At 61.4% G+C, this 23,018-nt stretch carries 21 protein-coding genes; 12 read left to right on the top strand and 9 right to left on the bottom strand.

Annotated features, from left to right (window positions below):
- Positions 1–2 precede the first annotated feature (2 nt).
- Positions 3–935 carry a peptidylprolyl isomerase gene (locus GTP45_RS18945; RefSeq protein ID WP_161015427.1) on the bottom strand — a complete coding sequence of 311 codons (933 nt, stop codon included), beginning with the start codon at positions 933–935 and terminating at the stop codon, positions 3–5.
- Positions 936–1,070: 135 nt separating this feature from the next.
- Between GTP45_RS18945 and GTP45_RS18940 the strand changes: the two genes are divergently transcribed.
- Complete coding sequence (locus GTP45_RS18940) at positions 1,071–1,715, top strand: VTT domain-containing protein (RefSeq protein ID WP_161015426.1); 645 nt, start codon at positions 1,071–1,073, stop codon at positions 1,713–1,715.
- Positions 1,716–1,852: 137 nt separating this feature from the next.
- Positions 1,853–2,869, top strand: coding sequence for a carbonic anhydrase (locus GTP45_RS18935; protein ID WP_161015425.1), 1,017 nt, complete (start codon positions 1,853–1,855; stop codon positions 2,867–2,869).
- Here GTP45_RS18935 and GTP45_RS18930 read toward each other — a convergent pair.
- Genes GTP45_RS18930 through tsaE form a run of 3 tightly spaced genes read right to left on the bottom strand, consistent with a single transcriptional unit; the run spans position 2,866 to position 5,521 of the window.
- Positions 2,866–3,705, bottom strand: coding sequence for a D-hexose-6-phosphate mutarotase (locus tag GTP45_RS18930; RefSeq protein WP_161015424.1), 840 nt, complete (start codon positions 3,703–3,705; stop codon positions 2,866–2,868). The genes GTP45_RS18935 and GTP45_RS18930 overlap by 4 nt on opposite strands.
- A 17-nt stretch (positions 3,706–3,722) precedes the next feature.
- On the bottom strand, positions 3,723–5,072 hold the full coding sequence (locus tag GTP45_RS18925) for an N-acetylmuramoyl-L-alanine amidase (protein WP_161015423.1): 1,350 nt from the start codon (positions 5,070–5,072) through the stop codon (positions 3,723–3,725).
- Positions 5,036–5,521 carry a tRNA (adenosine(37)-N6)-threonylcarbamoyltransferase complex ATPase subunit type 1 TsaE gene (tsaE, locus tag GTP45_RS18920; protein ID WP_161015422.1) on the bottom strand — a complete coding sequence of 162 codons (486 nt, stop codon included), beginning with the start codon at positions 5,519–5,521 and terminating at the stop codon, positions 5,036–5,038. Before tsaE ends, GTP45_RS18925 begins: the two co-directional genes overlap by 37 nt.
- A 57-nt stretch (positions 5,522–5,578) precedes the next feature.
- Between tsaE and queG the strand changes: the two genes are divergently transcribed.
- From queG to GTP45_RS18900, 4 genes are read left to right on the top strand one after another with little or no spacing between them, the layout of a single operon-like run.
- Positions 5,579–6,670 carry a tRNA epoxyqueuosine(34) reductase QueG gene (gene queG / locus GTP45_RS18915; RefSeq protein ID WP_161015421.1) on the top strand — a complete coding sequence of 364 codons (1,092 nt, stop codon included), beginning with the start codon at positions 5,579–5,581 and terminating at the stop codon, positions 6,668–6,670.
- A gap of 42 nt (positions 6,671–6,712) precedes the next feature.
- Positions 6,713–8,134 (top strand): sensor domain-containing diguanylate cyclase, encoded by a 1,422-nt coding sequence (locus GTP45_RS18910; protein WP_161015420.1) that lies wholly within the window; start codon positions 6,713–6,715, stop codon positions 8,132–8,134.
- A 45-nt stretch (positions 8,135–8,179) separates the two neighbouring features.
- Positions 8,180–9,940, top strand: coding sequence for a DUF885 domain-containing protein (locus GTP45_RS18905; RefSeq protein ID WP_161015419.1), 1,761 nt, complete (start codon positions 8,180–8,182; stop codon positions 9,938–9,940).
- A 1-nt stretch (position 9,941) separates the two neighbouring features.
- On the top strand, positions 9,942–10,682 hold the full coding sequence (locus tag GTP45_RS18900; protein ID WP_161015418.1) for a hypothetical protein: 741 nt from the start codon (positions 9,942–9,944) through the stop codon (positions 10,680–10,682).
- 35 nt (positions 10,683–10,717) lie between these two features.
- Here GTP45_RS18900 and GTP45_RS18895 read toward each other — a convergent pair whose 3' ends face one another.
- From GTP45_RS18895 to GTP45_RS18880, 4 genes are all read right to left on the bottom strand, one after another.
- Positions 10,718–11,014: a hypothetical protein gene (locus GTP45_RS18895; RefSeq protein WP_161015417.1), complete on the bottom strand. Its 297-nt coding sequence runs from the start codon at positions 11,012–11,014 to the stop codon at positions 10,718–10,720.
- Positions 11,015–11,124: 110 nt separating this feature from the next.
- The gene (locus GTP45_RS18890; RefSeq protein ID WP_161015416.1) at positions 11,125–11,961 is read right to left on the bottom strand and encodes a CPBP family intramembrane glutamic endopeptidase; all 837 of its coding nucleotides are present in this window, start codon (positions 11,959–11,961) and stop codon (positions 11,125–11,127) included.
- Positions 11,962–12,018: 57 nt separating this feature from the next.
- The gene (locus GTP45_RS18885; RefSeq protein WP_161015415.1) at positions 12,019–12,606 is read right to left on the bottom strand and encodes a response regulator transcription factor; all 588 of its coding nucleotides are present in this window, start codon (positions 12,604–12,606) and stop codon (positions 12,019–12,021) included.
- A 4-nt stretch (positions 12,607–12,610) separates the two neighbouring features.
- The gene (locus GTP45_RS18880; protein ID WP_161015414.1) at positions 12,611–14,629 is read right to left on the bottom strand and encodes a two-component system sensor histidine kinase NtrB; all 2,019 of its coding nucleotides are present in this window, start codon (positions 14,627–14,629) and stop codon (positions 12,611–12,613) included.
- A 128-nt stretch (positions 14,630–14,757) separates the two neighbouring features.
- On the opposite strand from GTP45_RS18880, the gene GTP45_RS18875 reads away from it, so the two are divergent.
- From GTP45_RS18875 to GTP45_RS18850, 6 genes are all read left to right on the top strand, one after another.
- Positions 14,758–15,744, top strand: a complete 987-nt coding sequence (locus GTP45_RS18875; protein WP_161015413.1) for a TRAP transporter substrate-binding protein — start codon at positions 14,758–14,760, stop codon at positions 15,742–15,744.
- 58 nt (positions 15,745–15,802) lie between these two features.
- The gene (locus GTP45_RS18870; RefSeq protein WP_161015412.1) at positions 15,803–16,372 is read left to right on the top strand and encodes a TRAP transporter small permease; all 570 of its coding nucleotides are present in this window, start codon (positions 15,803–15,805) and stop codon (positions 16,370–16,372) included.
- Entirely contained in the window at positions 16,369–17,649 is a 1,281-nt protein-coding gene (locus tag GTP45_RS18865; RefSeq protein WP_161015411.1) for a TRAP transporter large permease, read from the top strand. Before GTP45_RS18870 ends, GTP45_RS18865 begins: the two co-directional genes overlap by 4 nt.
- Before the next feature lie 454 nt (positions 17,650–18,103).
- Entirely contained in the window at positions 18,104–18,568 is a 465-nt protein-coding gene (locus tag GTP45_RS18860; RefSeq protein WP_229258546.1) for a methylated-DNA--[protein]-cysteine S-methyltransferase, read from the top strand.
- A complete protein-coding gene (gene xerD, locus GTP45_RS18855; RefSeq protein ID WP_161015409.1) occupies positions 18,544–19,446 on the top strand; it encodes a site-specific tyrosine recombinase XerD in 903 nt (300 codons plus the stop codon). Before GTP45_RS18860 ends, xerD begins: the two co-directional genes overlap by 25 nt.
- A gap of 53 nt (positions 19,447–19,499) precedes the next feature.
- Complete coding sequence (locus tag GTP45_RS18850; RefSeq protein ID WP_161015408.1) at positions 19,500–19,679, top strand: hypothetical protein; 180 nt, start codon at positions 19,500–19,502, stop codon at positions 19,677–19,679.
- 211 nt (positions 19,680–19,890) lie between these two features.
- Here GTP45_RS18850 and GTP45_RS18845 read toward each other — a convergent pair whose 3' ends face one another.
- Positions 19,891–23,016 carry an efflux RND transporter permease subunit gene (locus GTP45_RS18845; protein ID WP_161015407.1) on the bottom strand — a complete coding sequence of 1,042 codons (3,126 nt, stop codon included), beginning with the start codon at positions 23,014–23,016 and terminating at the stop codon, positions 19,891–19,893.
- Between the last annotated feature and the right edge of the window lie 2 nt (positions 23,017–23,018).

Below are 23,018 nucleotides of genomic sequence, written 5' to 3'. Positions count from 1 at the left end.
GATTATAACTTGGGCGTCTCCCGCACCGGGATTGTGGCGTTGCACAGCTCCACGTAGTTGGCCGCGTACTTATTCCACGGGCCGCCGCGGTTGCGTTGCGCTTCGATCACTTTCTGGTAGATCGGCGCCTCGCTGCGCATCACTTCCAGATGGCTGCGTTCCGCCTCCGGCACCTCGGCCGCCAGCCGCACCGAGATAATCGGCGTGCGCGCTTCTTTCGGGCCGTAGAAGCCCATGGTCTCGCCGCCGCGCGGCAGGGTCGCCAGCAGCGGCATGCCGGATACCACGCGTCCCACCACCGTGATATTGCGGTCGAGGTGGCGCGGTGCGTGGCCGTTCACCGCATACAGCTCGGCGCCGCTGCCGCTGTCGGTGTCGTTATCGCGGCCGACGCCGACCATGCCGTAGCAGTGCGCCAGCCAAGTGGTGCCGGCCTTGGGATCGCGGCCCACCGGGAAACCGTTCGAGTGGCCGATCTGCGGCGCGTAGCCGTCAAAGTCCTTCTGGCGCACAAAGCGCTTGTCGTTCGCGATCGGCACCGAGAACTCGCCCGGCACCTTGGCTTTGGCGCTGCCCAGTGATTTCGGCGAGGTTTCGGCGTTCGGATCGCCCCATTGCGCCACATAGTTATCCTGCGAGCGGTTGACCGCCAGCCCGTCGAAATAGTGTTCTTTCACCAGCGTCTTGATATTGGCGATGGCCAGCGGCGCAAAATCGGGCGCCAGCTCGATCACCACGCGGCCGCCCGGCAGCTCCATATACAGGGTGTTGGCCGGATCGAGCGGCCGCCAGTCGGACGGCTTGGAAGTTTTAATGATTTCGCCGGCGCTAGGGCGTACCGGCAGGTCGGCGGCGGTGGCGGTCACGGTGGCCGCAGTCGCGATCAGCGACAGGCCGGACAGGGATAAAACACGGAAGCTGCGGGATAAAGCCATCCAAATCTCCTCGGTTAAGCGAACCCGCTTGCTGCGGGACGTGAGACGATTGTAAACTGGATATTAATCGCTAGGAAACCGCCGCCGCACGGCCCCGGTGGTGTATGATTCCGGCGCTCACTTTATGGGAAGAATATGGATTTTATGCAATTTTTTGACATGATCCTTCATGTCGACAAGACTCTGGAAGTGCTGATCCAACAATACGGGACGCTGATTTACGTCGTTCTGTTCGCCATCATCTTCGCCGAGACCGGCCTGGTGGTGCTGTTCTTCTTCCCTGGAGATACCCTGCTGTTCATCGCCGGCGCGCTGTGCGCGGTGGGCGAAATGAATTTACCGCTGCTGATGTTCCTGCTGACCACGGCGGCCATTACCGGCAACACCGTCAATTACTGGATCGGCGAGAAGGTCGGGCAAAAGGTGTTTACCCACGACTACCGCTGGATCAATAAAGACGCCCTCAAGAAAACCCACGATTTCTTCGAAAAACACGGCGGCAAGACCATCGTGCTGGCGCGCTTCGTGCCGGTGGTGCGTACTTTCGCGCCGTTCGTGGCCGGCGTATCGGACATGACGTTTGCCCGCTTCCAGCTGTACAACTTCACCGGCGCTATCCTGTGGGTGGTGATGCTGACCACCGCCGGCTACTTCTTCGGCAATATCCCTATCGTGCGCGAGCACCTGACCGAGATCGTGCTGGTCGGCGTGGGCGTGGCGGTTGTGCCGATGGCGATTGGCGGCGTGTACAAACTGTCGCGCCGCATGCAAAGCCGCTGAAACCCGCATGAACGCACGCTGCGCGGCCGCCGCAGCGTGACGTTTTAGAAAGAAATTCACCCCGCGCGGCCATCTCCTCTCAAGTTTTTCCCTAAAGCATCCGTATACCAGACTGACATTGTGATTTCTGGATACCCATGCGCTCTCTCGTCCTTCCCTTGATTGCCTGCTGCTGCGTCGTTTCCGCAGCGAGCGGCGCAAACGACCCGCTCATTTCGCCGTCCGCGAAATCGGCGCTGGGCGGTGCGGCGGGCGCGCTTTCGTCCGGTTCCGCGGCCTCCGGTTCGTCGTCTGCGCCGCCGCGCAAATTGACCGAGCGCGAAAAGGAAGCGCAGGCCGAAGCGGATTTATCGGCCCGCATTCAGGAGCGGCTGGCCATCATGCGCGCCAACCAGGCCGCGCGCGTGGCGGCGGCGGCCAAGGCCAAGAAAGACGCGGCAGCCAAGGCCGCTGCGGAAGCGGCCAAGCCCAAGGTGTACAGCAATGTGTGGTCGTATGAAGGCGAAAGCGGCCCGGCCAACTGGGGCAAGATCAATCCTGCCTGGGCCAAGTGCGGCACCGGCAATCGCCAGTCGCCGATCGATATCCGCGACGGCATGAAGGTGGAGCTGGAGCAGATCGGCTTCGACTATCACCCATCCTCGTTCAACGTGACGGACAACGGCAAGACCGTGCAAGTGATGGTCGGCGGCGGCAACTTCATCAACGTCGGCAACCGCATGTATGAGCTGATCCAGTTCCACTTCCATCGCCCATCGGAAGAGCGTATCAACGGCAAGGGTTATGAGATGGTGGTGCACCTGGTGCACAAGGATGCGGAGGGCCGCATCGCGATGGTGGCGCTGCTGCTGGAGCGCGGCAAGCCGCAGCCGGTGATTCAAACCGTGTGGAATAATCTGCCGCTGGAAAAATACGAGACCGCTGCGCCGTCGACCGTGCTCGATCCGCTGGATCTGCTGCCGGCGCGCCGAGACTACTACACCTTCATGGGCTCCATGACCACGCCGCCATGCCAGGAAGGCGTGCTGTGGATCGTGATGAAAGAGCCGGTGCAAGCGTCGCCGCAGCAAATGGCGCTGTTCAGCCGTCTGTATCCGCTGAACGCGCGCCCGGTGCAGCCTGGCTCCGGCCGCATCATTAAAGAGTCGAATTAAACGCTGATGGTATGTTTGCCGGCCCAGGTGGTGCCGGCTGCCAGCGGCTGCTGGTCGATGCGCGCCGGCTCGATGCAGACGAAGCGCTGGTACTCGTCATCGGCCAAATCCACCAAGGCTTTGGCGTCGTCCTGACCCGGATTCCACACCACCCATTCACTAAAGCCCTGCTGCTCCAGGCGCAGCGTGGCGTTGGCCGTGTTCAGCGTCAGCGCCGGCGTGGATTGGTACAGGCGGTCGTGCTTCTCGGTGAAGTGCAGCGCCGGATATTCCTGCGTGCGCGTGTTGAGGTGATGGTCGGTGTACTGCTGGTGCTGCAAGCCGCTGATGCTGGTCGCATCAAGGTGGCCGACATCGTAGTAGGTGTGCAGCGCCACGCCGAACGGGAATTCCTGCGCGCCGCTGTTGTGCACAGTGTACGCGAAGTCCAGTGCATCGCCGTGCAGCGTGAAGCGCAGCGTGAGTTCAAATGCGTGCGGCCATGCCTGCGCGTGTTCCGCCGACAGATCGTCTTGATTCAAGCCGAATTCGATGAAGGAGCTGCCGCCATCGCCGCCGTTGCCGGTCAGGCGCCAGGTGCTGACGCGCGCAAAGCCGTGGCGCAGGCCTGGGCCGCGCACATTAAATTGCGGGAAGATCACCGGTACGCCGCCGCGGATTGCCTTGCTGCCGTCCAGCGGCGTTTGCGTGCTGACGAACAAACGCTCCTTGCCGTCGGCGGTTTTCCACGACAGCAGGTGCGCGCCAAACAGGGATACCGTCGCTTGTGCGCCATCGGCTGCGGTAAGTTGTACTGCCGGCAGGGCGCCGTATTCGGTCATCGTTACTACAGCCATGTCTCTCTCTTAGCTCTTTAGGTCAGCCGGTTCTTTGCCAGCGGTGGGTTCTTTGCGAAATAACGGCGGATGCCGGTAACGATGGCGTCGGCCAGTTTGTTCTGGTACGCCTCGTCCAGCAGCTTGGCTTCCTCTTCCGGGTTGGAGATGAAGGCCGTCTCGATCAGGATGGAAGGAATGTCCGGCGCTTTCAGCACCGCGAAGCCGGCCTGTTCGACCGAACCTTTGTGCAGGCGGTTGATGCCGCCGATTTCGCCCAGCACGGAGCGGCCCAGCTTCATGCTGTCGTTGATCTGCGCCGTGGTGGACAGGTCGAACAACACGCTAGCCAGTTGCTTGTCATGGTTTTTGACGTTGACGCCGCCGATGGTGTCGGCGAGATTTTCCTTGTCCGCCAGCCAGCGCGCCGCCGATGAAGTGGCGCCTTTTTCCGACAGCACGAACACCGACGAACCGCGCGCGGTAGGCTGCACGAAAGCGTCGGCGTGGATGGAGACGAACAGGTCGGCTTGCACCTTGCGTGCTTTTTCCACGCGGGTGCCGAGTGGGACGAAGTAGTCGCCGTCACGCGTAAGCATCACGCGGATATTCGGGACGTCTTCCAGCTTGGCCTTGAGGCGCTTGGCAATGGACAGCACGATGTCTTTTTCGCGGCTGCCGTTTTTGCCGGAGGCGCCGGGGTCCTCGCCGCCGTGGCCGGGATCGAGCGCGATGGTGATCATGCGTACCAGCTTGCCGCTCTTGTCTAACTTGTCCAACTTCTCGGCGGTTTTGAGCTCGTTCTTCAGCTCCTCGCGCGGCTCTGCCTTGAGGTCGGGCTTCAGTTCGGCCAGTTGTTCCTTAGGCGTTGGCGCAGGCGCCGCCGGTGCTGGATCTGACCAGTCGCCCTTTTCAATCATGGCGGCGATGGGGTCGACCGGCTTGTTCGGATACAGGTCGAAAATCAGGCGGTGCTTGTAATTACCGGCCGGTGCCAGCGTGAACACCTGCGGCGTCACTTCTTCTTTCAGGTCGAACACCAGCCGCACCACGTTCGGGCGGTTCTGGCCCACGCGCACCTGCTTGATGTACGGGTCGTTCGACTGGATCTTGGCGACCAGCGATTTCAAGGTCGGATTCAGCTCCAGCCCTTCGATATCGACCACCATGCGTTCCGGGTCTTTGACGATGAAGTGGGTGGCCTTGAGATCAGTGTCGTTTTCCAGCGTGACGCGGGTATAGTCCTCGGCCGGCCACACGCGCACGGCGAGAATTTGCGCGGCATGGGCGCGCAGCGGAACGGTCACGGAGAGCAGCAGGGTGGCGCCGGCCTTCAGGACGGTGCGGCGGCTCACATATTGGGCGCGAATTTGAGGCGTTGAAGGCATGAGTTACCCAAGGCGGTGGACGCCTGCAATTCTACATCACGACCGTGGCCCGCCACAGTCAAAAACACGTTCAAATCAGGCGGCGGCAGCACGCCTTCGGCCTTTTCGGGCCATTCGACGATGCAGATGTTGTCGCCGTTGAAGTCTTCGCGGAAGCCTGCGTCGAGGAATTCCTCGGGACTGGACATGCGGTACAAGTCGAAGTGGATCACGCTGACGGCGCGGCTGCCGAGCTGGATGCTGTACGGTTCCGACAGGGTGTAGGTCGGGCTTTTCACCGTGCCGGTATGGCCCGCCGCGTGCAGCAGGGCGCGGGTGAGGGCGGTTTTGCCGGCGCCCAGATCGCCGTGCAGGTGGACCGAAAGGCCGGGCGCAAGCGCGCGCGCCAGTGCCGCGCCAAGGGCGGCGGTGCCTTCTTCGTCGTGGAGATGGGCTGTGAAGTGCTGCATCGAATAAAATAACGGTTGGTTGGATCGCCAGCCATTGTACCTTCTAGCCCGCGCCCGATGTCCCTCAATGAAACCAATTTAGCCGAACTTGCCTTCAGCATCAAGCGCTGGGGTGTGGAGCTGGGCTTTGCCGAAATCCGTATCACCGACGTCGACCTCAGTCACGCCGAAGCCGGCCTGCAAGCGTGGCTGGACGCCGGCATGCACGGCGAAATGGACTATATGGCCGCTCACGGCATGAAACGCGCCCGTCCCGCAGAGCTGGTGCCGGGCACTATCCGGGTGGTCAGCGCCCGCATGAACTATCTGCCGAGGGACACGGAAAGCGAATGGAGAGAGCGCGAACTGGCGCGCTTGGCCGATCCCGGTGCGGCTGTGATCTCGGTCTATGCGCGCGGCAGGGACTACCACAAGGTGCTGCGCGCCCGCTTGCAGCAGCTGGCCGACAAGGTGAAAGCGGAAATCGGCGATTTCGGCTACCGCGTGTTCACCGATTCGGCGCCGGTGATGGAACTGCCGTTGGCCGAGAAGGCCGGCTTGGGCTGGCGCGGCAAGCACACCTTGCTGCTGTCGCGTACCGCCGGCTCCATGTTCTTCATGGGTGAATTCCTGGTCGACTTGCCGCTGCCGGTCGATGAGCCGACTGGCGCGCACTGCGGCCAGTGCTCGGCGTGCATCACCGCCTGTCCGACGCAGGCCATCCTCGGGCCAGGCAAGCTCGATGCGCGGCGCTGCATCTCCTACCTCACTATCGAGTTGAAAAACGCGATTCCGCTGGAGATGCGGCCGCTGATCGGCAACCGCATCTACGGCTGCGACGACTGCCAGACCGCCTGTCCGTGGAATAAGTTCGCACAGCGCGCCGTGCTGCCGGACTTCGACGAACGCCATGGCCTGGGCCACGCTTCCATGGTGGAGCTGTTCGCGTGGAGCGAGGAGGAGTTCAATCGCAAGATGGAAGGCAGCCCGATACGCCGCATCGGCCATGAACGCTGGCTGCGCAATATTGCGGTCGGCTTGGGCAACGCGGCGGCGGCCGGCGCCAAGGGCGATGCTGTCATCGTGGCCGCGCTGTTGGCGCGGCGCGACGATCCATCGCCGCTGGTGCGCGAGCACGTGGAATGGGCGCTGGACTGCCATTCTGTTTAGGACAACGGCGGTATAATTGGCAGGACATCAAGGGGAAACGCTTTGACCAAGCCCGCCGCCGAAAAGCCGCCGCCGTACCGGGAACTGTCGCCTTCGCGCCTATTGCGCAACGGCAGTCGCTTGCAGCAAGCCTGCTTGTTCGGTGGCTGGCTGGTGCTGATCGCGCTGTGCATCTGGCTGGGCGTGGGCATGGTGGTGTGGGGCTGGTCTGGCATTCCATTTGAATTCGGCGGCGTCGCCGTCTACCTCACCGTTTATCCGCCTCTTTTGATTTGCCTGCTGCTGACCCTCACATTGGGCTGGTGGTGGGGCGCGGTTCCCGCCTATTTCGCCACGCTCTCGCTGGCGCTGTATGCCGGCATGCCCTTGTTCTGGGCCTTGCTGTTTGCGCTTTCCAATCCGCTCGGTTTTGCCGTGATGGTGATCGGCTACCGCGCCACTGCCATGCGGCGCGATTTGCGCGGCGTGAGTGACTTGCTGTTCTACGTGCAGCAGTCGTTTGTGGCCTGCGTGTTCAGCTCCAGCGGTGCGCTGATCTGGAGCTATACCAATGGCTATGACCGCACCGCGCTGCTGCCGGTGTGGCAGGGCTGGTGGCTGGGCGCCTTCATGCAAAGCGTATTCATTGTCGGGCCGTTGATGGCGGCACTGTGGCCGCGCGTGCAGCGCTGGCAGACTGCCCATCCACGGCTGATGCGCGATGGGCATATCCGTTCGCGCAAGTCGCTGCTTGGCTTGCTCGCTTGCGTGACGTTTGGTGTGCTGGTCTACGGCTATGCCACCACCGGGCTGGCGGAGGCTCAGGTGAACCTGGACGCGCTGCGCCAGACCATGTGGATTTTCTACTGGGTGTTCGTGGTGATCGTGCTGTTCATGGCGTTCTTCGGCTACCAGCTGTTCCTGCATTGGCAGAAGTCGCAGGATGGTTTGCTGGCCGAGTTGCAGAAGCTGGCCACCACCGATGCGCTGACAGGCTTGCTGAACCGGCGCGAGGCGGATCGGCGCATGGAAGCGGAGTGGCAGCGCACGCGCCGCTCGGGCCGCAGCACGGCCATGGTGCTGCTCGATATCGATCACTTCAAACACGTCAACGATCACTATGGCCATCCGGCTGGCGATGCCGCCTTGCGCCGTCTGGCGGGCGTAATGCGAACCGAAATGCGCGCTGTGGATTTTGCGGGGCGCTATGGCGGTGAAGAATTCCTGATCGTGCTGCCGGAGACCGGCATGCGCGGCGCTCACGCCTTTGCCGAGCGCCTGCGGCAAGAGGTGGCGGCGGCAGTGGTCAAGCACGACCACGTCAGCTTCCAGATGCAGATCAGTCTCGGCGTGGCCATTGTGCGCGATGACGACGCCAATTTCGAACGCTGGTTTGCGCGCGCCGACCAAGCCCTGTACCGCGCCAAGCAGGGGGGACGAAATCGCATCGAGCTGGATCAATCGACGGTTGAGAAGCTGGCTTGAGTGGGCTACACTCGTTGGGTTCTCTCCTTACAAAGGCCCAATGTAATGCAAACTTCACTTAGATTAATTTCGTTGTTGGTTGGTGCATCGTTCACCGTCGCTGCGCACGCCGTGTCCTTTGACGATTGGGCCGACAAGGTCGCCAACGCCAAGGTACGCAACGACCCGGAGCAAGCCACGCAAAAGCAGTACTTCGACGCCAAGGAGCAGGATGCGCTGGATCGCAAACTGACGCCGAATACGGTGGTGTTCCGTGCCGCCGAAGTGGCGGAAGCCAAGAAGTCGCTGGCGGAATTGGCGAAGATCGATCAATCGAAACTGACGCCGCAGCAGCGCGCCAGCGCCGCCACCATCGCGTGGAGTTTGCAGGGCACGGTCGATGCGTATCAGTACCGCGACTATAACTTCGTGTTCAACCAGTTCACCGGCCTGCACGTGCAGATCGTGAACTTCCTGTCGCAGCAGCATCCGATCCGCAATCGCCGTGATATCGAGAACTACCTCGTGCGTCTGAAAGCGGTAGCGGGCAAGATGGATACCGGCATTGTGCAGGCGCGCGGCGCTGCAGGCCGCGGCATCTTCATGCCGACCTTTATCACCCAAGCGTCGATTGGCCAGCTGGATCGCTTCCTCGATGGCGCGCCGGAGAGCAATGTATTCGTGGCCTCGCTGGTGCAGCGCATGGCGAGCGTGAAGGATGTCTCGGCTGAAGATCAGGCCAAGTTTTCGGCTGATGCTGCCGGCATCGTCAAGCAGTCCATCATTCCCGTGTTCCAGCGTACGCGCACGCTGCTGCAAGAACAGCTGCCGCACACGAACAACGATGCGGGCTTGTGGCGCTTGCCGAATGGCGACAAGGCGTATGCGGTGGTGCTGCGTCAAATGACCTCCACCGATTACACGCCGCAGCAGATCCACGAAATCGGCCTGCTGGAAGTGGCGCGCATCGAGAAGGAGATGAATGGCCTGCTGGCGTCGATCGGCTACACCGAAGGCAGCATCAAGGATCGCATGACCAAGCTGGAAAAAGACCAGCAGCCGAAGGAAGCCGATCCGCGTCCGCAAATGCTTGCGCGTTACGACAGCATCATGCGCGACGCCGAGGAGCGCGCGAAGACCCTGTTCGACATCGTGCCGAAAGCGCCGGTGGTGGTGAAGCGCGAGCCCCTGTTCACCGAGAAGACGGCGGCGGCGCATTACACCGGCCCTGCTAAAGACGGCACGCGTCCTGGCATCTTCTGGGCGCCGATGCCGGGGCCGGACTTCCGCATCGTTGGCATGCGCACCCTGGTGTATCACGAGGCGGTGCCGGGCCACCACTTCCAGGTCGCGCTGCAACAGGAGAACAACAGCCTGCCGCGCTATCGCCGCGACCGCGTATTTGGCGTAGGCTCGGCGTATGGCGAAGGCTGGGCGCTGTATGCGGAGCAACTGGCGTCGGAGAATGGCTGGTATGGCGATGACGTGGTCGGCAAACTGGGCCAGCTCGATGCAGAACTGTTCCGCGCGCGCCGCCTGGTGGTGGACACCGGCCTGCACGCGATGAAGTGGACGCGCCAGCAAGGCATCGACTACGGCATCGCGCCGTCGGAGGTGGATCGTTACGTGGTGATGCCGGGCCAGGCGTGTTCCTACAAGATCGGCATGATCCGCATCCTCGACCTGCGCGCCAAGGCGCAGAAAGCCTTGGGCGACAAGTTCAACATCAAGGGCTTCCACAACACTGTTCTTGAAACCGGCAACGTCCCGCTGTCCGTGCTGGAAAAAGTCGTCGACGAGTGGATCGCGCAGCAGAAGGCCAGCTGATATGACCATTATTTCCGGCGTGCGCGTGCTGCGCGCGCCGTGCTGCGGCAATCACTACGCCTATCCGAATTATCGTTCGATGAATTTCTGTGCCTTCGAATATTGGACGGATGGGTGGAGTGACGGGGCAGCGATGCCTATTGGTGAAGGTGTGCGCGCGTGCACCTGCGGCAGTCTGTTTCTCTCGCGGGAGTGCGAATTGGTTGAGGTGAAGGAGTCGTCTGACTTGCCAAGTCCGGCGTGGGCCAGTACTGACGATTTTCGGCTGCATATTGCGAAAAATGTTGAGCCTAACCTGATGCGCGCAATGAGGCTAGATCTGTGGCGTGATTTGAACCACGCCTATCGGGAAGAGTATCGCGCGCATCGTGATAAGGAAGAAGCAGACATCCAGGCTGAATGGCATGCCGCTAACCCGGATCGCCGCACGTGGTGGGACAAGGTACGGCGTAAGCCGGCGCCGGTCTATCGGCGGCCGGATCGCCCCATCAGCTTCCCACGTTTCGAGGTCTCCGACGAGCAGCGTGAGAATATGGCCGCTCTGACCGCGCTGTTTGTGACGCGTACCTGCGATGACGGGGATAATATATTGCTGGCTGAACTCTTTCGAGAGCAAGGCCGATTCGACGACGCGAAGCATGTCTTGTCCTTGGTGAAACCAGACTATGATCCAATTCGTCAAAAAGTCATCTCAACGAGCTTAGAGCGACTTGAGCCCATGCCCATCCGTTTTCGTTACTAGCCGATATGCTTTGTCCAGTTGATCATACAGAGTTGCTAATAGATAGCGTTGGCGGTTATCAGGTTCACCGCTGCCCGCAATGCTCTATGGAGCCTCCACAATGGATCTTGATGTGGATGCCCGCCGGGGACGGTTACGATACCTCTGGACCAATAGGCATTCAATTCAGCTTCATTACTGGGGTCTAAAGGGCGGTCGGGGTCGAAGATGTATTCCGGGGCCGCTGCAATTGCGGCGTCAATTTCCTCTTGGGTAAAGTACGGACTTGAAGTACTTTCGGGTGTCATATCGATCTCCATATCTGCAAGAAATGATTCGCGCATCATCGCCAACTGGTGTCCAAGTCAAACGGACGACCCGACCACGCAATAGCCCTAAGCTGCTGATGCGTAATTCATCGTAGGACGCCGCTTGAGGTGAATCAAGCGAGCACAGGTTCGATTTATTGTTTGCGGCGCAGGAGGAGGAGGGTGGCGATGGCCCAGACCAGCAGGGCGGCGGCGGAGGCTTCTACGCCGTAGTGGCCGCCGCTCAGCCATTCTGGACCGGGCATGCTGACTTGTAGCCAGCCGCGCGCGGCGTGGCCGGAAACGGGAACCGCAAACACGCCGTCGAACAGATAGTTCCAGCCGAAGTGCAGGCCGATCGGCAGCCACAGGCGGCGCGTGACCATGTAGGCGGCGCTGTGCGTGAGGCCGGCCACGCCGGTGATCACGACGCCCAGCACGCTCACGCCTTCGTTCGGCAGGTGCGCTGCGGCGAACAGTACGAACGACGACACTAGTGCCACGCGCGTGCCCCAGCGTTGCTCAACGAGACGGAACAGCACCGCGCGGAAAATCAATTCTTCGAAGATGGCGACCATCATTTGCTCGGGCAAGGTCTTGAGCATGATGGTCCAGTCGTTGCTGCCGGTGACGTGGAACGCGCCCGCCAAGGCCAACAGGCCGGCGACGGCCAAGCCTAGGCTCGCGCCCAGCACGATGCCGGCGCCAGCTTCACGTGCGGCGCCCGGCATCGCCAGTTCGGTCAGTGCGCGCCCGGACTCGGTACGGCGCACGAAATAGCGGTAACTCAACACGCTCATCGCCGTCGCCAGCAGGAACGGCCAGCCGCCCACGCGCAGCGGCTTGGGCACGAGGATGTCGGCCAGGATCATGGTGAGAGTAATCGGCGCCAGTACGGCAATCACACCGATGACCATGCGGGTAATGGGATGCGAGAAGAAGCGATTGCGGAAGCCAAGAACGGGCGGAACGATCTGCTGGGCGATGCTCATGAAGTCTCCTGTTGGTTGCTAAATGTATCACAGCCAACGGAGCTTGTTGCTTTTTTCTTACTTCAGCAGACCGGCCAACTCAACCGCAGTTTTAACCTGCATTTTGTCGAAGATGTGGGCGCGGTGAACTTCTACCGTGCGCATGCTGATGCCTAGCTGGTCGGCCACCACCTTGTTCATTTTGCCGGCCAGGATGAGATCCAGCACTTCGCGCTCGCGCACCGACAGCGTGGCCAGGCGTGCGTGGACGGCGGCCGTTTCACCGGCGCGGCGCGAGGTGGCTAAGGCTTCCTGCACGCGGTCCATCAGCTGGTTGTCGTTGAACGGTTTTTCGAAGAAGTCGAAGGCGCCGCGCTTCAAGCTGTCCACCGCCATCGGCACGTCGCCGTGACCGGTCAGGAAGATCACCGGCATGCGCTGCACCAGTCCGCGCGACAGCAGCTGGTCGAACACCGCCACGCCGTTCATGTCCGGCATGCGTACATCGAGCAGCAGGCAGTCGCCATCGGCGTCGAACGAGCCGCTGCCGATTTGCGCGAGAAAGTGCACGCCTGATTCATAGGCGCGCGCCGGGATGGCCCGCGAAGTGGCCAGCCAGCTAAGTGAGTCGCGCACGACCGCTTCATCGTCAACGATATGCAGCATCTTGTTATGTCTCCTGTGCCGTGGCGACCGGCGCGGCCGGCAGCACGAACGTGAATATGGTTCCCCCTTGCGGGTTGGCGCGGAAGGTCAGTGCGCCACCGTGGAATTCTATCGCAGTCCGGCAGATGTTGAGGCCCATGCCCATGCCTTCCGCCTTGGTCGAGAAGAACGGCGAGAACAAGCGCTGCGCCACTTCTTCCGGGATGCCGTGCCCCTGGTCGATCACCGCCACGCTCACTTGCGCCGTCGCTTCGTCATACGCCGCCACCACGTTGAGGATGCGGCGCTGCGGCTGCACGTGCTGCATCGCCTCGATGCCGTTGCGCGTGAGGTTGAGCAGCACTTGTTCGATCATTACGCGGTCGGCGCGCACCGCCGGCAGGTCGGCCGGAATCTCGGTGCGGAATGAAACGTAGCTTTGGCGCGCTTGCAGTTCGATCAGCGCGCGGATGCTCTCCAGCAGCGATCCTATCGCCACTTCCTGCCGCAGCGGTTCGCGTTTCTTCACAAATTCGTGCACGCTGCGGATGATCTGACCGGCGCGCTGCGCCTGCGCGCCTGCTTGTTCCAGCGCCGGCTTGAGGATGTTGCAGTCGACCGGGCCGTCGCGATCCAGCACATTCAAGGCGCCGGTGGTGTAGCTCGATATCGCGGCCAGCGGCTGGTTCAGTTCGTGCGCCAGCATCGAGGCGATTTCGCCCATGGTCGCCATGCGCGCTGATGCTTGCAGCTTTTCTTGCTGCTGGCGATTCAGTTCTTCGATGCGCTTGCGATCGGAGATGTCGAGGATGGAGCCCATCCAGCCGGTCTGCTTACCGTCGTTGTCCACCAGCGGTGCTTCAAAGATCAGCACTGGCACGCGCTCACCATCTGGACGCTGGAAGAAGGTTTCGAATTGCGGCGTGACTTTGCCCGCCAGGACGTTGGCAAACCGCGTCTGGTATTCAGCCATCGCTTCCGGCGCCCAGTAGGGCATGGGCGGCAGTTTGCCGACGATTTCCTCGGCCGGGTAGCCGACGATCTGGCAGAAGGCCGGATTCACATAGGTGATGCGGCCTTCCAGATCGCGTGCGCGCAAGCCGGTCACCAGCGAGTTTTCCATCGCGGTGCGGAAGGTCATCTGCTGGCGCAGCGCACCTTCTGCTGCAAGGCGCTTCGAGATGTGGCCCCACAGCGCGAGCAAGCTCCATAACAGGCCTAGCGACAGCACGATTACCGAACCGACCAGCAGATTAGGCAGCAGCTGCGGCTCGCTCTTTACGCTATCCGTCACCAGCGTGACCGAGGCGCCCGGCAAATCGAGCGCGCGCTTGTGGGTGTAGACGCCGTGGCCAGGGCCAGCCGCCGCGCGCCGCGCCAGCACTTTGTCGTCGCGATCCACCAGCGTCACCTGGTTGTCCTGCGCGAACCACCACGGCACCATCTCTTCCAGCATGACGCTGGTCTGATAAGTGGCGACCAGGCTGCCGAGATATTCGTCGCCGCGGAACAGCGGCACATGGTAATCCATCAGCACCGCCGATGGCGCCGCCGATTCGTTCGGCGTTTGCGCTTCCGGCTGGGTGTACATGGCGCGGCGCGTTTTGCGCGTGATGTCGGCGGTGGCCTTGGAGGCCGTCGACAGCGATACCGGGCGCCCGAGTGGGTCGCTGCTGCCGCCCAGTTCTCCGTCAGGCTTGATCCACACCACGCGCAGCAGCTCGTGGCCGTTTTTCAGCAGGCGCGCCATGTGGTCGTGCAGCTGCTTGTGCGTGAGATTGTTGGAGGTGATTTCCAGCGCCAGCGTGCGCAGGCTTTCCTCGTCGCGCCCCAGCTGGAAGCGGATGGTTTGCTCGACCCACAGGGTGTCGGCAATCAGCTGCTCCTGGCGCTCGTTGCTTTCCATCTGGCGCGCTTGCCACGGTAGCCAGATCAGAATCGCCAGAAAAAACAACACCAGCACGATGGGCAGCAGCCAGCGCAGCGAGGTGCTGGAATGCGGGCGGCGGCGCGCGGCAGGCGCTGTAGAAGGCGATGGCGTCATGGGCAGTCAGAGTAGCTGGTCGCGCCAGGGTGGCCATTGTGGTTATCCACAGTTGCCAGTCTTGCAGCGATTTATAAGAATCGGTGAAAATAGAATAAGTTTAACGTAACACTTCACCAGGAGACTTCATGAAACTGAAACACGCCCTGCTCGTCCTGAGCGCGGCGCTGAGCTTCAACGCGTATGCTCAAGCGCCTATCGTCATCAAATTCAGCCACGTGGTTGCTACCGACACGCCGAAAGGCCAGGCCGCAGAGCGCTTCAAACAACTGGCGGAAAAAGCCACCAACGGCCGCGTGAAGGTCGAGGTATATCCAAACAGCCAGCTGTACAAGGACAAGGAAGAACTTGAAGCGCTGCAGCTGGGCGCGGTACAGATGCTGGCGCCGTCGCTGGCAAAATTTGGCCCGCTGGGCGTGAAGGAATTCGAAGCCTTCGACCTGCCGTTCATCTTCCCATCGAAGACGGCGCTGTACAACGTGACCGAAGGTGAAATCGGCAAGTCGCTGCTGAAGAAGCTGGAGCCGAAGGGCATTACCGGCCTGGCCTTCTGGGATAACGGCTTCAAGGTGATGTCGGCCAACAAGCCGCTGCGCGCGCCGGCTGATTTCAAAGGCCTGAAGATGCGTATCCAGTCGTCCAAAGTGCTGGACGCGCAGATGCGCGCACTGGGCGCCAACCCGCAAGTGCTGGCGTTCTCCGAGGTGTACCAGGCACTGCAAACCGGCGTGGTAGACGGCACCGAGAACCCGCCATCGAATATGTACACCCAGAAGATGCACGAAGTGCAGAAGTACGTGACCGTGTCCAACCACGGCTACCTGGGCTACGCGGTGATCGTCAACAAGAAGTTCTGGGACGGCCTGCCAGCCGACATCCGCGCCGCGCTGGATAAGGCGATGAAGGATGCCACCACCTTCGAGAAAGCCATCGCCCAGCGCGACAACGATCTGGCGCTGGAAGCCATCAAGAAGACCGGCAAGACCGAGATCTACACGCTCAGCGTGAAAGAGCAGGCCGACTGGCGCAAGGCGCTGCTGCCAGTGCACCAGCAGATGGAAGGCCGCATCGGCAAAGAGCTGATCTCGGCAATCAATAAAGAAGCGGCCAAGTAAGCCACTCGCGGGGCGGCACCGTGCCGCCCCATTTTCTCTCCTTCCTTGGAAGACCACCATGAAATTCCTCGATCGACTCGAAGAATGGCTGATCGCGTCCCTCATGGCCGCAGCGACCATCCTGATCTTCGTCGCGGTGCTGCACCGCTACCTGTCCGGGCTACCGATTCCCGGCTTGCAGGATTACCTGATCCAGCTGAATACCAGCTGGGCGCAGGAGGCCTGCATCTACATGTTCGTCTGGATGGCCAAGTTCGGCGCCGCCTACGGCGTGCGCACCGGCATCCACGTCGGCGTGGACGTGCTGATTAACCGCATGAGCACGCCATGGCGCAACAAGTTCATCATCTTCGGGCTGCTGGCCGGCGCCGTGTTTACCGGCATCGTCGGCACGCTGGGCGCGAGCTTCGTATGGGAAATCGGCCATACCGACCAAACCTCTGCCGACCTTGAAATGCCGATGTGGATCGTCTACCTGGCGGTGCCGCTGGGCTCTTACCTGATGTGCTTCCGCTTCTTGCAAGTGCTGGTGACGTTTGCCCGCACCGGCGCGCTGCCCAAGCATGACCATTCCCACGTCGAGGGATTGGACAATGAATTGTCGGCCGATAAAGGAGCCCGCGCATGAACGCCCTGATTATTTTCGTGCTGCTGCTGGCGCTGATGCTGACCGGCATGCCGATCTCCATCTCGCTCGGCCTGACGGTGCTGACCTTCCTGTTCACCATGACCCAGGTGCCGATCGAATCGGTGGCGCTGAAGCTGTTCACCGGCATCGAGAAATTCGAGATCATGGCGATCCCGTTCTTTATCCTGGCCGGGAATTTCCTGACCCATGGCGGGGTGGCGCGGCGCATGATCAACTTCGCCAGCGACATGGTTGGCCACTGGCACGGCGGGCTGGCGCTGGCCGGCGTGCTGGCGTGCGCGCTGTTTGCCGCGGTATCGGGCTCGTCGCCAGCCACGGTGGTGGCGATCGGCTCGATCATCCTGCCGGCCATGGTGCGCCAGGGCTATCCAAAGAGCTTCGGCGCCGGCGTGATCACCACCTCGGGCGCGCTGGGCATCCTGATCCCGCCGTCGATCGTGATGGTGATGTACTCGGTGACCACCAACACCTCGGTCGGCAAGCTGTTCATGGCCGGCGTGGTGCCGGGCGTGATGCTGGCCTTCTTCCTCGGCCTGACCACCTGGTGGCTGGCGCGCAAGCACGGCTACCCGCGCATGGCCAAGGCCAGCTGGGGCCAGCGCTGGGCCAGCTTCCGCAAGAGCGCCTGGGGCTTGCTGTTGATCGTGATCGTGATGGGCGGCATTTACACCGGCTCGTTCACGCCGACCGAGGCGGCAGCGATGGCGGCGGTGTATGCCTTCGTCATTGCCGTGTTCGTCTACAAGGATCTCAAGCTCAAGCAGGTGGGCAAGGTGCTGCTGGACTCGGCGTCGATGTCGGCTATGCTGCTGTACATCATCACCAACGCCGTGCTGTTCTCGTTCCTGATGACCAGTGAAAACATCCCGCAGGCGATGGCCGAGTGGCTGACCGGGCAGGGGCTGGGTGTGGTTGCGTTCCTGCTGGTGGTGAACGTGCTGCTGCTATTGGCTGGTAACGTGATGGAACCGTCGTCGATCGTGCTGATTATGGCGCCTATCCTGTTCCCGGTGGCGATGAAGCTGGGAGTCGATCCGGTGCACTTCGGCATCTTGATCGTGGTCAACATGGAGGTCGGCATGTGCCATCCGCCGGTGGGCCTGAACCTGTACGTGGCCTCGGGCATTACCAAGATGGGTATCACGGAATTGACGGTGGCGGTGTGGCCTTGGCTGCTGACCATGCTCGCGTTTTTGGTGCTGGTCACGTATGTACCACAAATTTCGCTTTGGCTCCCGAATTTAATTTACTCTTAAACTAGTCCGCTGCCGGTACGCAAAAAAAACTGGGAAAAAGCCAAAAACATAAGTTATGATGGCGTCGCTCTCAGGGATACGTGCATATCGATATGCAGCCCGGTAGCAAAGAATTGTAAGTGGGGAGTGTGTATAGAAACGGTAACGAATACCGGCACTAGATCGAGGAGACACACGTTTTACAGAATGTCGCTGTTATAGGGTCTGCAGGCCGCCACAAGCGCGCTACGGAACCAGGCAAGCGACCGGGAACGTGAAGCAGGATTTGAAAACGCACCAGACGGTGCGTTTTTTTTTGCCCGCGCCAATTACAATACACATCATGTTGGCATTGTTGCTGTAGCGGGCATGCAACATAATGGTGCATAAGGACAACTTTTTGGTGCAAGCAACTGTGAACAAAATACAACAAGGCAGCGAGCTGTTTTCCGCGATTCTGGCCCTGCCTTTCGGGATGCTAGGCATTCGCACGGCATCCGGGGTGATTACCGAGCTGTGCTACCTGCCGCCCCATTTTGATGCAAAGGCGCCGCAGGACGCGACTGCCGAGCTGGCCGCTTATCAATTGGAGCAGTACTGCAAGGACGCCGATTACCAATTCACGCTGCCGTTGAAGCCGGTCGGCACCGAGTTCCAGCAAAAGGTGTGGGAGGCGATCAGTTCGATCCCGCGCGGCAGCATGCGTACTTACGGCGAACTGGCCAAGCACCTCGGCTCTGCGCCGCGCGCGGTGGGGCAGGCTTGCGGTGCCAACTGGTTTCCGATCGTGGTGCCATGCCACCGGGTGACGGCGGCGAGCGGTTTGGGCGGCTTCTCTAACAGCGACGATCCCAACGGCTACCTGCTGGGCGTGAAGCGCTGGCTGCTGGCGCATGAAGGTTCGAGCGAGTACGCATGGCAGCAGACAACCTTGCTCTGATCGACGAGTTCTGCGACAGCCTGTGGCTGGAAGACGGGCTGTCCAAGAACACGCTGGAAGCTTACCGGCGCGATATGCGCCTGTTCGCTGGCTGGCTGGAAAAGAAGCGCGAGCAGGTCGACGGCTTGCTGGCGGTACAGGCGCACGATATCGAAAGCTATATCGCGGCGCGCCACGAGCAGGGCAAGGCCACTTCCTCCAACCGTCGCTTGTCGGTGATCAAGCGCTTCTACCAGATGCTGCTGCGCCAGCGCCGGATTGAAGTTGATCCCAGCCTGAAGCTGGCCTCTGCCAAGCAGCCACAGCGCTTCGTCCATACGCTCAGCGAAGCGCAGGTGGAGGCCTTGCTGGGCGCGCCGGACGTCAATACCCCATTGGGCCTAAGAGAACGCACCATGCTGGAGCTGATGTACGCCAGCGGGCTGCGCGTGTCGGAACTGGTCGACCTCAAGCTGCTGGAATTGAGCATGAATGACGGCGTGCTGCGCGTGACCGGCAAGGGCGCGAAAACGCGGCTGGTGCCGTTCGGCCAGCAGGCGCGATCGTGGCTAGAGCGCTACTTGAAAGACGCGCGCGGCGTGATCCTCAACGGCCAGCAGGACGATGCGCTATTCGTCACCGGGCGCGGCGCCGGCATGACGCGGCAAATGTTCTGGGTCTTGATTAAAAAGCATGCCCTGAAAGCCGGCATCACTGCGCCGCTGTCGCCGCACACCTTGCGCCACGCGTTTGCCACCCACTTGCTCAACCACGGCGCCGACTTGCGTGTTGTGCAACTGTTGCTGGGACACTCAGATATTTCAACCACGCAGATCTATACCCACGTCGCAAGGGAACGTTTGAAGCATTTGCATGCGCAACATCATCCTCGCGGTTGAGCAACTTCGGTCATAATGGGGGCAGGGCAACGCTTTTAGAGAAGGAGTGGCAAATGGCCAAAACGAACTTCGCGTATGAAAAGCGGCAGCGTGAGTTGGAAAAGAAGAAAAAGCAGGAAGAGAAAGCCCGGCGCAAGGCCGAGCTGAAGAATAATCCGGGGCTGGCGCAGGAAGGCGAGGAAGATCTCGCTGAGGGCGAAACCTCCGGCCTCGCCCCCGATGATGAAGATTAGCTGTCATTGAGCGCCTTGAGCGAAATGATTTGTCGCGCGGATGGGGTTGACGTTGTTGTTGCTGTTGCCTTGGTGCGGACGGCACTAATCAACCCGCACACCGCTGCGGCCAGGGTCTGACCCCGTACGGGGTCAGACCCTTTCGGTAGGGGTGCTTTTTCAGGAGCGTGGAGAAGCGCCAACGTCTGGTCATCCTGAGTACCCCGTCGAATTACGCTACTTCGGCTTCTTCTTTTTTCACCTCGTGCAGTTCGTGCTCTTCTTCGTGCTTGCCCTTGAAGAGGCGCGCGCAGCGTTTGCCGAGGCTGTCGAGGTAGGTATAGGCCACCGGCACCACCACCAAGGTCAGCAGGGTTGAGGTCAGCACGCCGCCGATCACCGCGCGGCCCATCGGCGCCTGCGTTTCGCCGCCTTCGCCCATGCCGATCGCCATGGGCAGCATGCCGAACACCATGGCCAGCGTGGTCATCAGGATAGGGCGCAGGCGCACCTGGCCGGCCGTCATCAGCGCTTCATACTGGCTCTGGCCTTCCTTCTGCGCGTGGTTGGTAAAGTCCACCAGCAGAATCGCGTTCTTGGTCACCAGACCCATCAGCATGATGAAGCCGATCACCGAGAAGATGTTGAGCGTGCTGCCGGTCACCAGCAGCGCCACCAGCACGCCGATCAGCGACAGCGGCAAGGACATCATGATCGCCACCGGCTGCAGGAAGCTGCCGAACTGCGACGCCAGCACCAGGTAGATGAAGATCACCGCGATGCCCAGCGCGATCATGGCCGAGGTCATCGACTGCTCCATCTCTTGCGCATTGCCGCCGACGTCGAAACGCACGCCGGACGGCAGCTCGATTTCCTTCATGGCCTTTTTCACGTCGCTGTCGACGTCGCCGCCGGGACGGCCTTCGGTACTGGCGTACACCGCCACGCGGCGTTGCAGCGCCTGGCGCTTCAGCACTTGCGGGCTGAAGGCCGGCACAAAGTCCACCACCTGGCGCAGCGGCACCATCACCGGACGGCCGTCCGGGCCGAGCTTGCTCGACGCCAGCGACAGGTCGGCCAGGTCGGTCACTTTCTGGCGGCTGGACTTCGGCAACTGCACGTTGACTTCGTAGTTCTGGCCATCGGCCGCCAGGAAGTGCGAGGTGGTGTCTCCTGCCACGAACGGCCGCAGGGCGGTGCCGATTTGCTGCGTGGTCAGGCCGAGGTCACTGGCCAGCTCGTTGTTGATCTTGATGTTGGTCGATGGGTTGGCGCCTTCCTGGCTGTATTCGAGGTCGACCAGGCCTTTGATCTTGCGCATCTTCTCCATCAGGCGATGCGCGACGTCATCCAGCTTGGCTTCGTCGGTGCCGAGGATGGCGATGAAAATCGGCTTCATGCCCGCCGTCAGCGTGATGCCGGCGATCTGGTTCAGGCGCGCGCGGATCGCCGCCTCCATCTGCTGCTGCGAGCGCCGATGGTGGAATTTGCGATCCTTCAGCTTGATGTCGATCTGCGCGGTGTTGCGGCCATCCCAGGTGCCCACCACAGCGATCACGTTGTCGATTTCCGGGAAGGCCTTGAGCGCGTCTTCCACCTGGTGCACCTTGTTGTTGGTGTAGTCGAGGCTGGAGCCGACCGGGGTCTTAACCAGGAAGTTGACCCAGCCGTTGTCCTGCTCCGGCATCATCTCGCCGCCGATTTTCGGCACCAGCAGGATGCTGCCGGCGAACAGTGCAAAGGCCAGCACCAGCGTCGACTTCTTCCAGCGCAGCGCCAGCGCCAGCACCTTGCCATACACCTTGTGCAGCCATTCCACGCCGCCTTCCAGCCAGTGCATGAAGCGGCCCAGCCACGGCAGATACTTGAAGCGATCCTCAACCGGATCAGGCCATACCGACGACAGCATCGGATCGAGCGTGAACGAGACAAACAGCGACACCAGCACCGCCACCGCTACGGTAATCCCGAACTGCAGGAAGAAGCGGCCGATGATGCCGTCCATGAAGGCCACCGGGATGAACACGGCCACGATGGCAAAGGTGGTGGCCATCACCGCCAGGCCGATTTCGTTGGTGCCGTCTTCCGCCGCCTGGCGGTGTTTCTTGCCCATGCCGAGGTGGCGCACGATGTTTTCACGTACCACGATCGCATCGTCAATCAGCAGGCCGATGCACAGCGACAGCGCCATCAGCGTCAGGAAGTTGAGCGTGAAGCCGAACGCCTTCATGGCGATGAAGCTGGCCAGCACTGAGATCGGCAGCGTCAGGCCGGTGATGATGGTCGAGCGCCACGAGTGCAGGAAGAAGAACACGATCACCATGGTCAGCACCGCGCCTTCGATGATGGTTTTCTTGACGTTATCCAGCTGCGCCTGCACCTTCAGCGATTCGTCGTTGAGCACTTCGACCTTGATGTCGGCCGGCAGGGTTTTCTTGAGGTCGGCGGCCACTTGCTGGATGCGGCGGCCTACTTCCACCACGTTGGCGTCCTGCACCTTGGTGATGTCGAGCGTGACGGCGCGGTTGCCGTTGATGCGCGAGATCGACAATTCTTCCTGCGCGCCGTCTTCCACGGTAGCGACTTGCTCCAGATAGACCGGGCCGTTGGCGCGGCGCGCGACGATGATCTTGTTGAAGTCGCGCGGGTCCTTCATCTTGCCTTCCACCCGCACCAGCCGCTCGCTGGCGCCGTAGCTGATAAAGCCGGCCGGCAGGTTGGTATTGGTGTTCTGGATCGCGTTCAGTACTTCGTCCACGCCGACCGCCTGCGCGGTCAGATCGTTGGGGCGCAGTTGGATCAGGATCTGGCGCGCCGTCATGCCGTTGACGCGCACCTGGCCGACGCCGGCCACGCCCTGGAAGCGCTTGGCAATGATCTGGTCGGCCAAGGTCGATAGTTCGCGTAGCGAGTGCTCGCTGGCGGTCAGGCCGATCTGCGCGATCGGACGGGCGTTTTCGCCTTCGAAGCGGATGATGAACGGATCCTTGGCTTCGCGCGGGAAGCGCGGCCGCACCTGCGCCACCTTGTCGCGCAAATCCTGCATGGCGCGATCCATATCGGCCGACAGTTCGAAGTCGATGTAGACGCCGGCGCGGCCTTCCCAGGAATTGGAGCGCAGCGTCTTGATGCCGCTGACGGTGTTGACCGCTTCCTCGATCGGACGGGTGATGTCGTTTTCCACCGCTTCCGGCGAGGCGCCCGGATACTGCACCTCGATGGCGGCGCCAGGAATCTCGACGTTGGGCATGGCTTCCAGGCCCAGGCCGCGGTACGAGAACAGGCCCAGCACCATCAGCGCCACCATCACCATGGTGGCGAATACCGGATTCTGGATACTGATTTTAGTGATCCACATAA

Origin of the sequence: Duganella rivi (assembly GCF_009857435.1) — a bacterium.
GTDB classification, from domain to species: Bacteria; Pseudomonadota; Gammaproteobacteria; order Burkholderiales; family Burkholderiaceae_D; genus Rugamonas; species Rugamonas rivi.
The sequence above is the reverse complement of the archived record's forward strand: the minus strand, read 5'-3'. Positions and strand labels throughout refer to the sequence as shown.

Bases quoted from the DNA above. Each gene is read 5' to 3' on its own strand.
- GTP45_RS18945 (WP_161015427.1), bottom strand. From the start codon at position 935: ATGGCTTTATCCCGCAGCTTCCGTGTTTTATCCCTGTCCGGCCTGTCG.
- GTP45_RS18940 (WP_161015426.1), top strand. From the start codon at position 1,071: ATGGATTTTATGCAATTTTTTGACATGATCCTTCATGTCGACAAGACT.
- GTP45_RS18935 (WP_161015425.1), top strand. From the start codon at position 1,853: ATGCGCTCTCTCGTCCTTCCCTTGATTGCCTGCTGCTGCGTCGTTTCC.
- GTP45_RS18930 (WP_161015424.1), bottom strand. From the start codon at position 3,705: ATGGCTGTAGTAACGATGACCGAATACGGCGCCCTGCCGGCAGTACAA.
- GTP45_RS18925 (WP_161015423.1), bottom strand. From the start codon at position 5,072: ATGCCTTCAACGCCTCAAATTCGCGCCCAATATGTGAGCCGCCGCACC.
- tsaE (WP_161015422.1), bottom strand. From the start codon at position 5,521: ATGCAGCACTTCACAGCCCATCTCCACGACGAAGAAGGCACCGCCGCC.
- queG (WP_161015421.1), top strand. From the start codon at position 5,579: ATGTCCCTCAATGAAACCAATTTAGCCGAACTTGCCTTCAGCATCAAG.
- GTP45_RS18905 (WP_161015419.1), top strand. From the start codon at position 8,180: ATGCAAACTTCACTTAGATTAATTTCGTTGTTGGTTGGTGCATCGTTC.
- GTP45_RS18900 (WP_161015418.1), top strand. From the start codon at position 9,942: ATGACCATTATTTCCGGCGTGCGCGTGCTGCGCGCGCCGTGCTGCGGC.
- GTP45_RS18890 (WP_161015416.1), bottom strand. From the start codon at position 11,961: ATGAGCATCGCCCAGCAGATCGTTCCGCCCGTTCTTGGCTTCCGCAAT.
- GTP45_RS18885 (WP_161015415.1), bottom strand. From the start codon at position 12,606: ATGCTGCATATCGTTGACGATGAAGCGGTCGTGCGCGACTCACTTAGC.
- GTP45_RS18880 (WP_161015414.1), bottom strand. From the start codon at position 14,629: ATGACGCCATCGCCTTCTACAGCGCCTGCCGCGCGCCGCCGCCCGCAT.
- GTP45_RS18875 (WP_161015413.1), top strand. From the start codon at position 14,758: ATGAAACTGAAACACGCCCTGCTCGTCCTGAGCGCGGCGCTGAGCTTC.
- GTP45_RS18870 (WP_161015412.1), top strand. From the start codon at position 15,803: ATGAAATTCCTCGATCGACTCGAAGAATGGCTGATCGCGTCCCTCATG.
- GTP45_RS18865 (WP_161015411.1), top strand. From the start codon at position 16,369: ATGAACGCCCTGATTATTTTCGTGCTGCTGCTGGCGCTGATGCTGACC.
- GTP45_RS18860 (WP_229258546.1), top strand. From the start codon at position 18,104: ATGCTAGGCATTCGCACGGCATCCGGGGTGATTACCGAGCTGTGCTAC.
- xerD (WP_161015409.1), top strand. From the start codon at position 18,544: ATGGCAGCAGACAACCTTGCTCTGATCGACGAGTTCTGCGACAGCCTG.
- GTP45_RS18850 (WP_161015408.1), top strand. From the start codon at position 19,500: ATGGCCAAAACGAACTTCGCGTATGAAAAGCGGCAGCGTGAGTTGGAA.
- GTP45_RS18845 (WP_161015407.1), bottom strand. From the start codon at position 23,016: ATGTGGATCACTAAAATCAGTATCCAGAATCCGGTATTCGCCACCATG.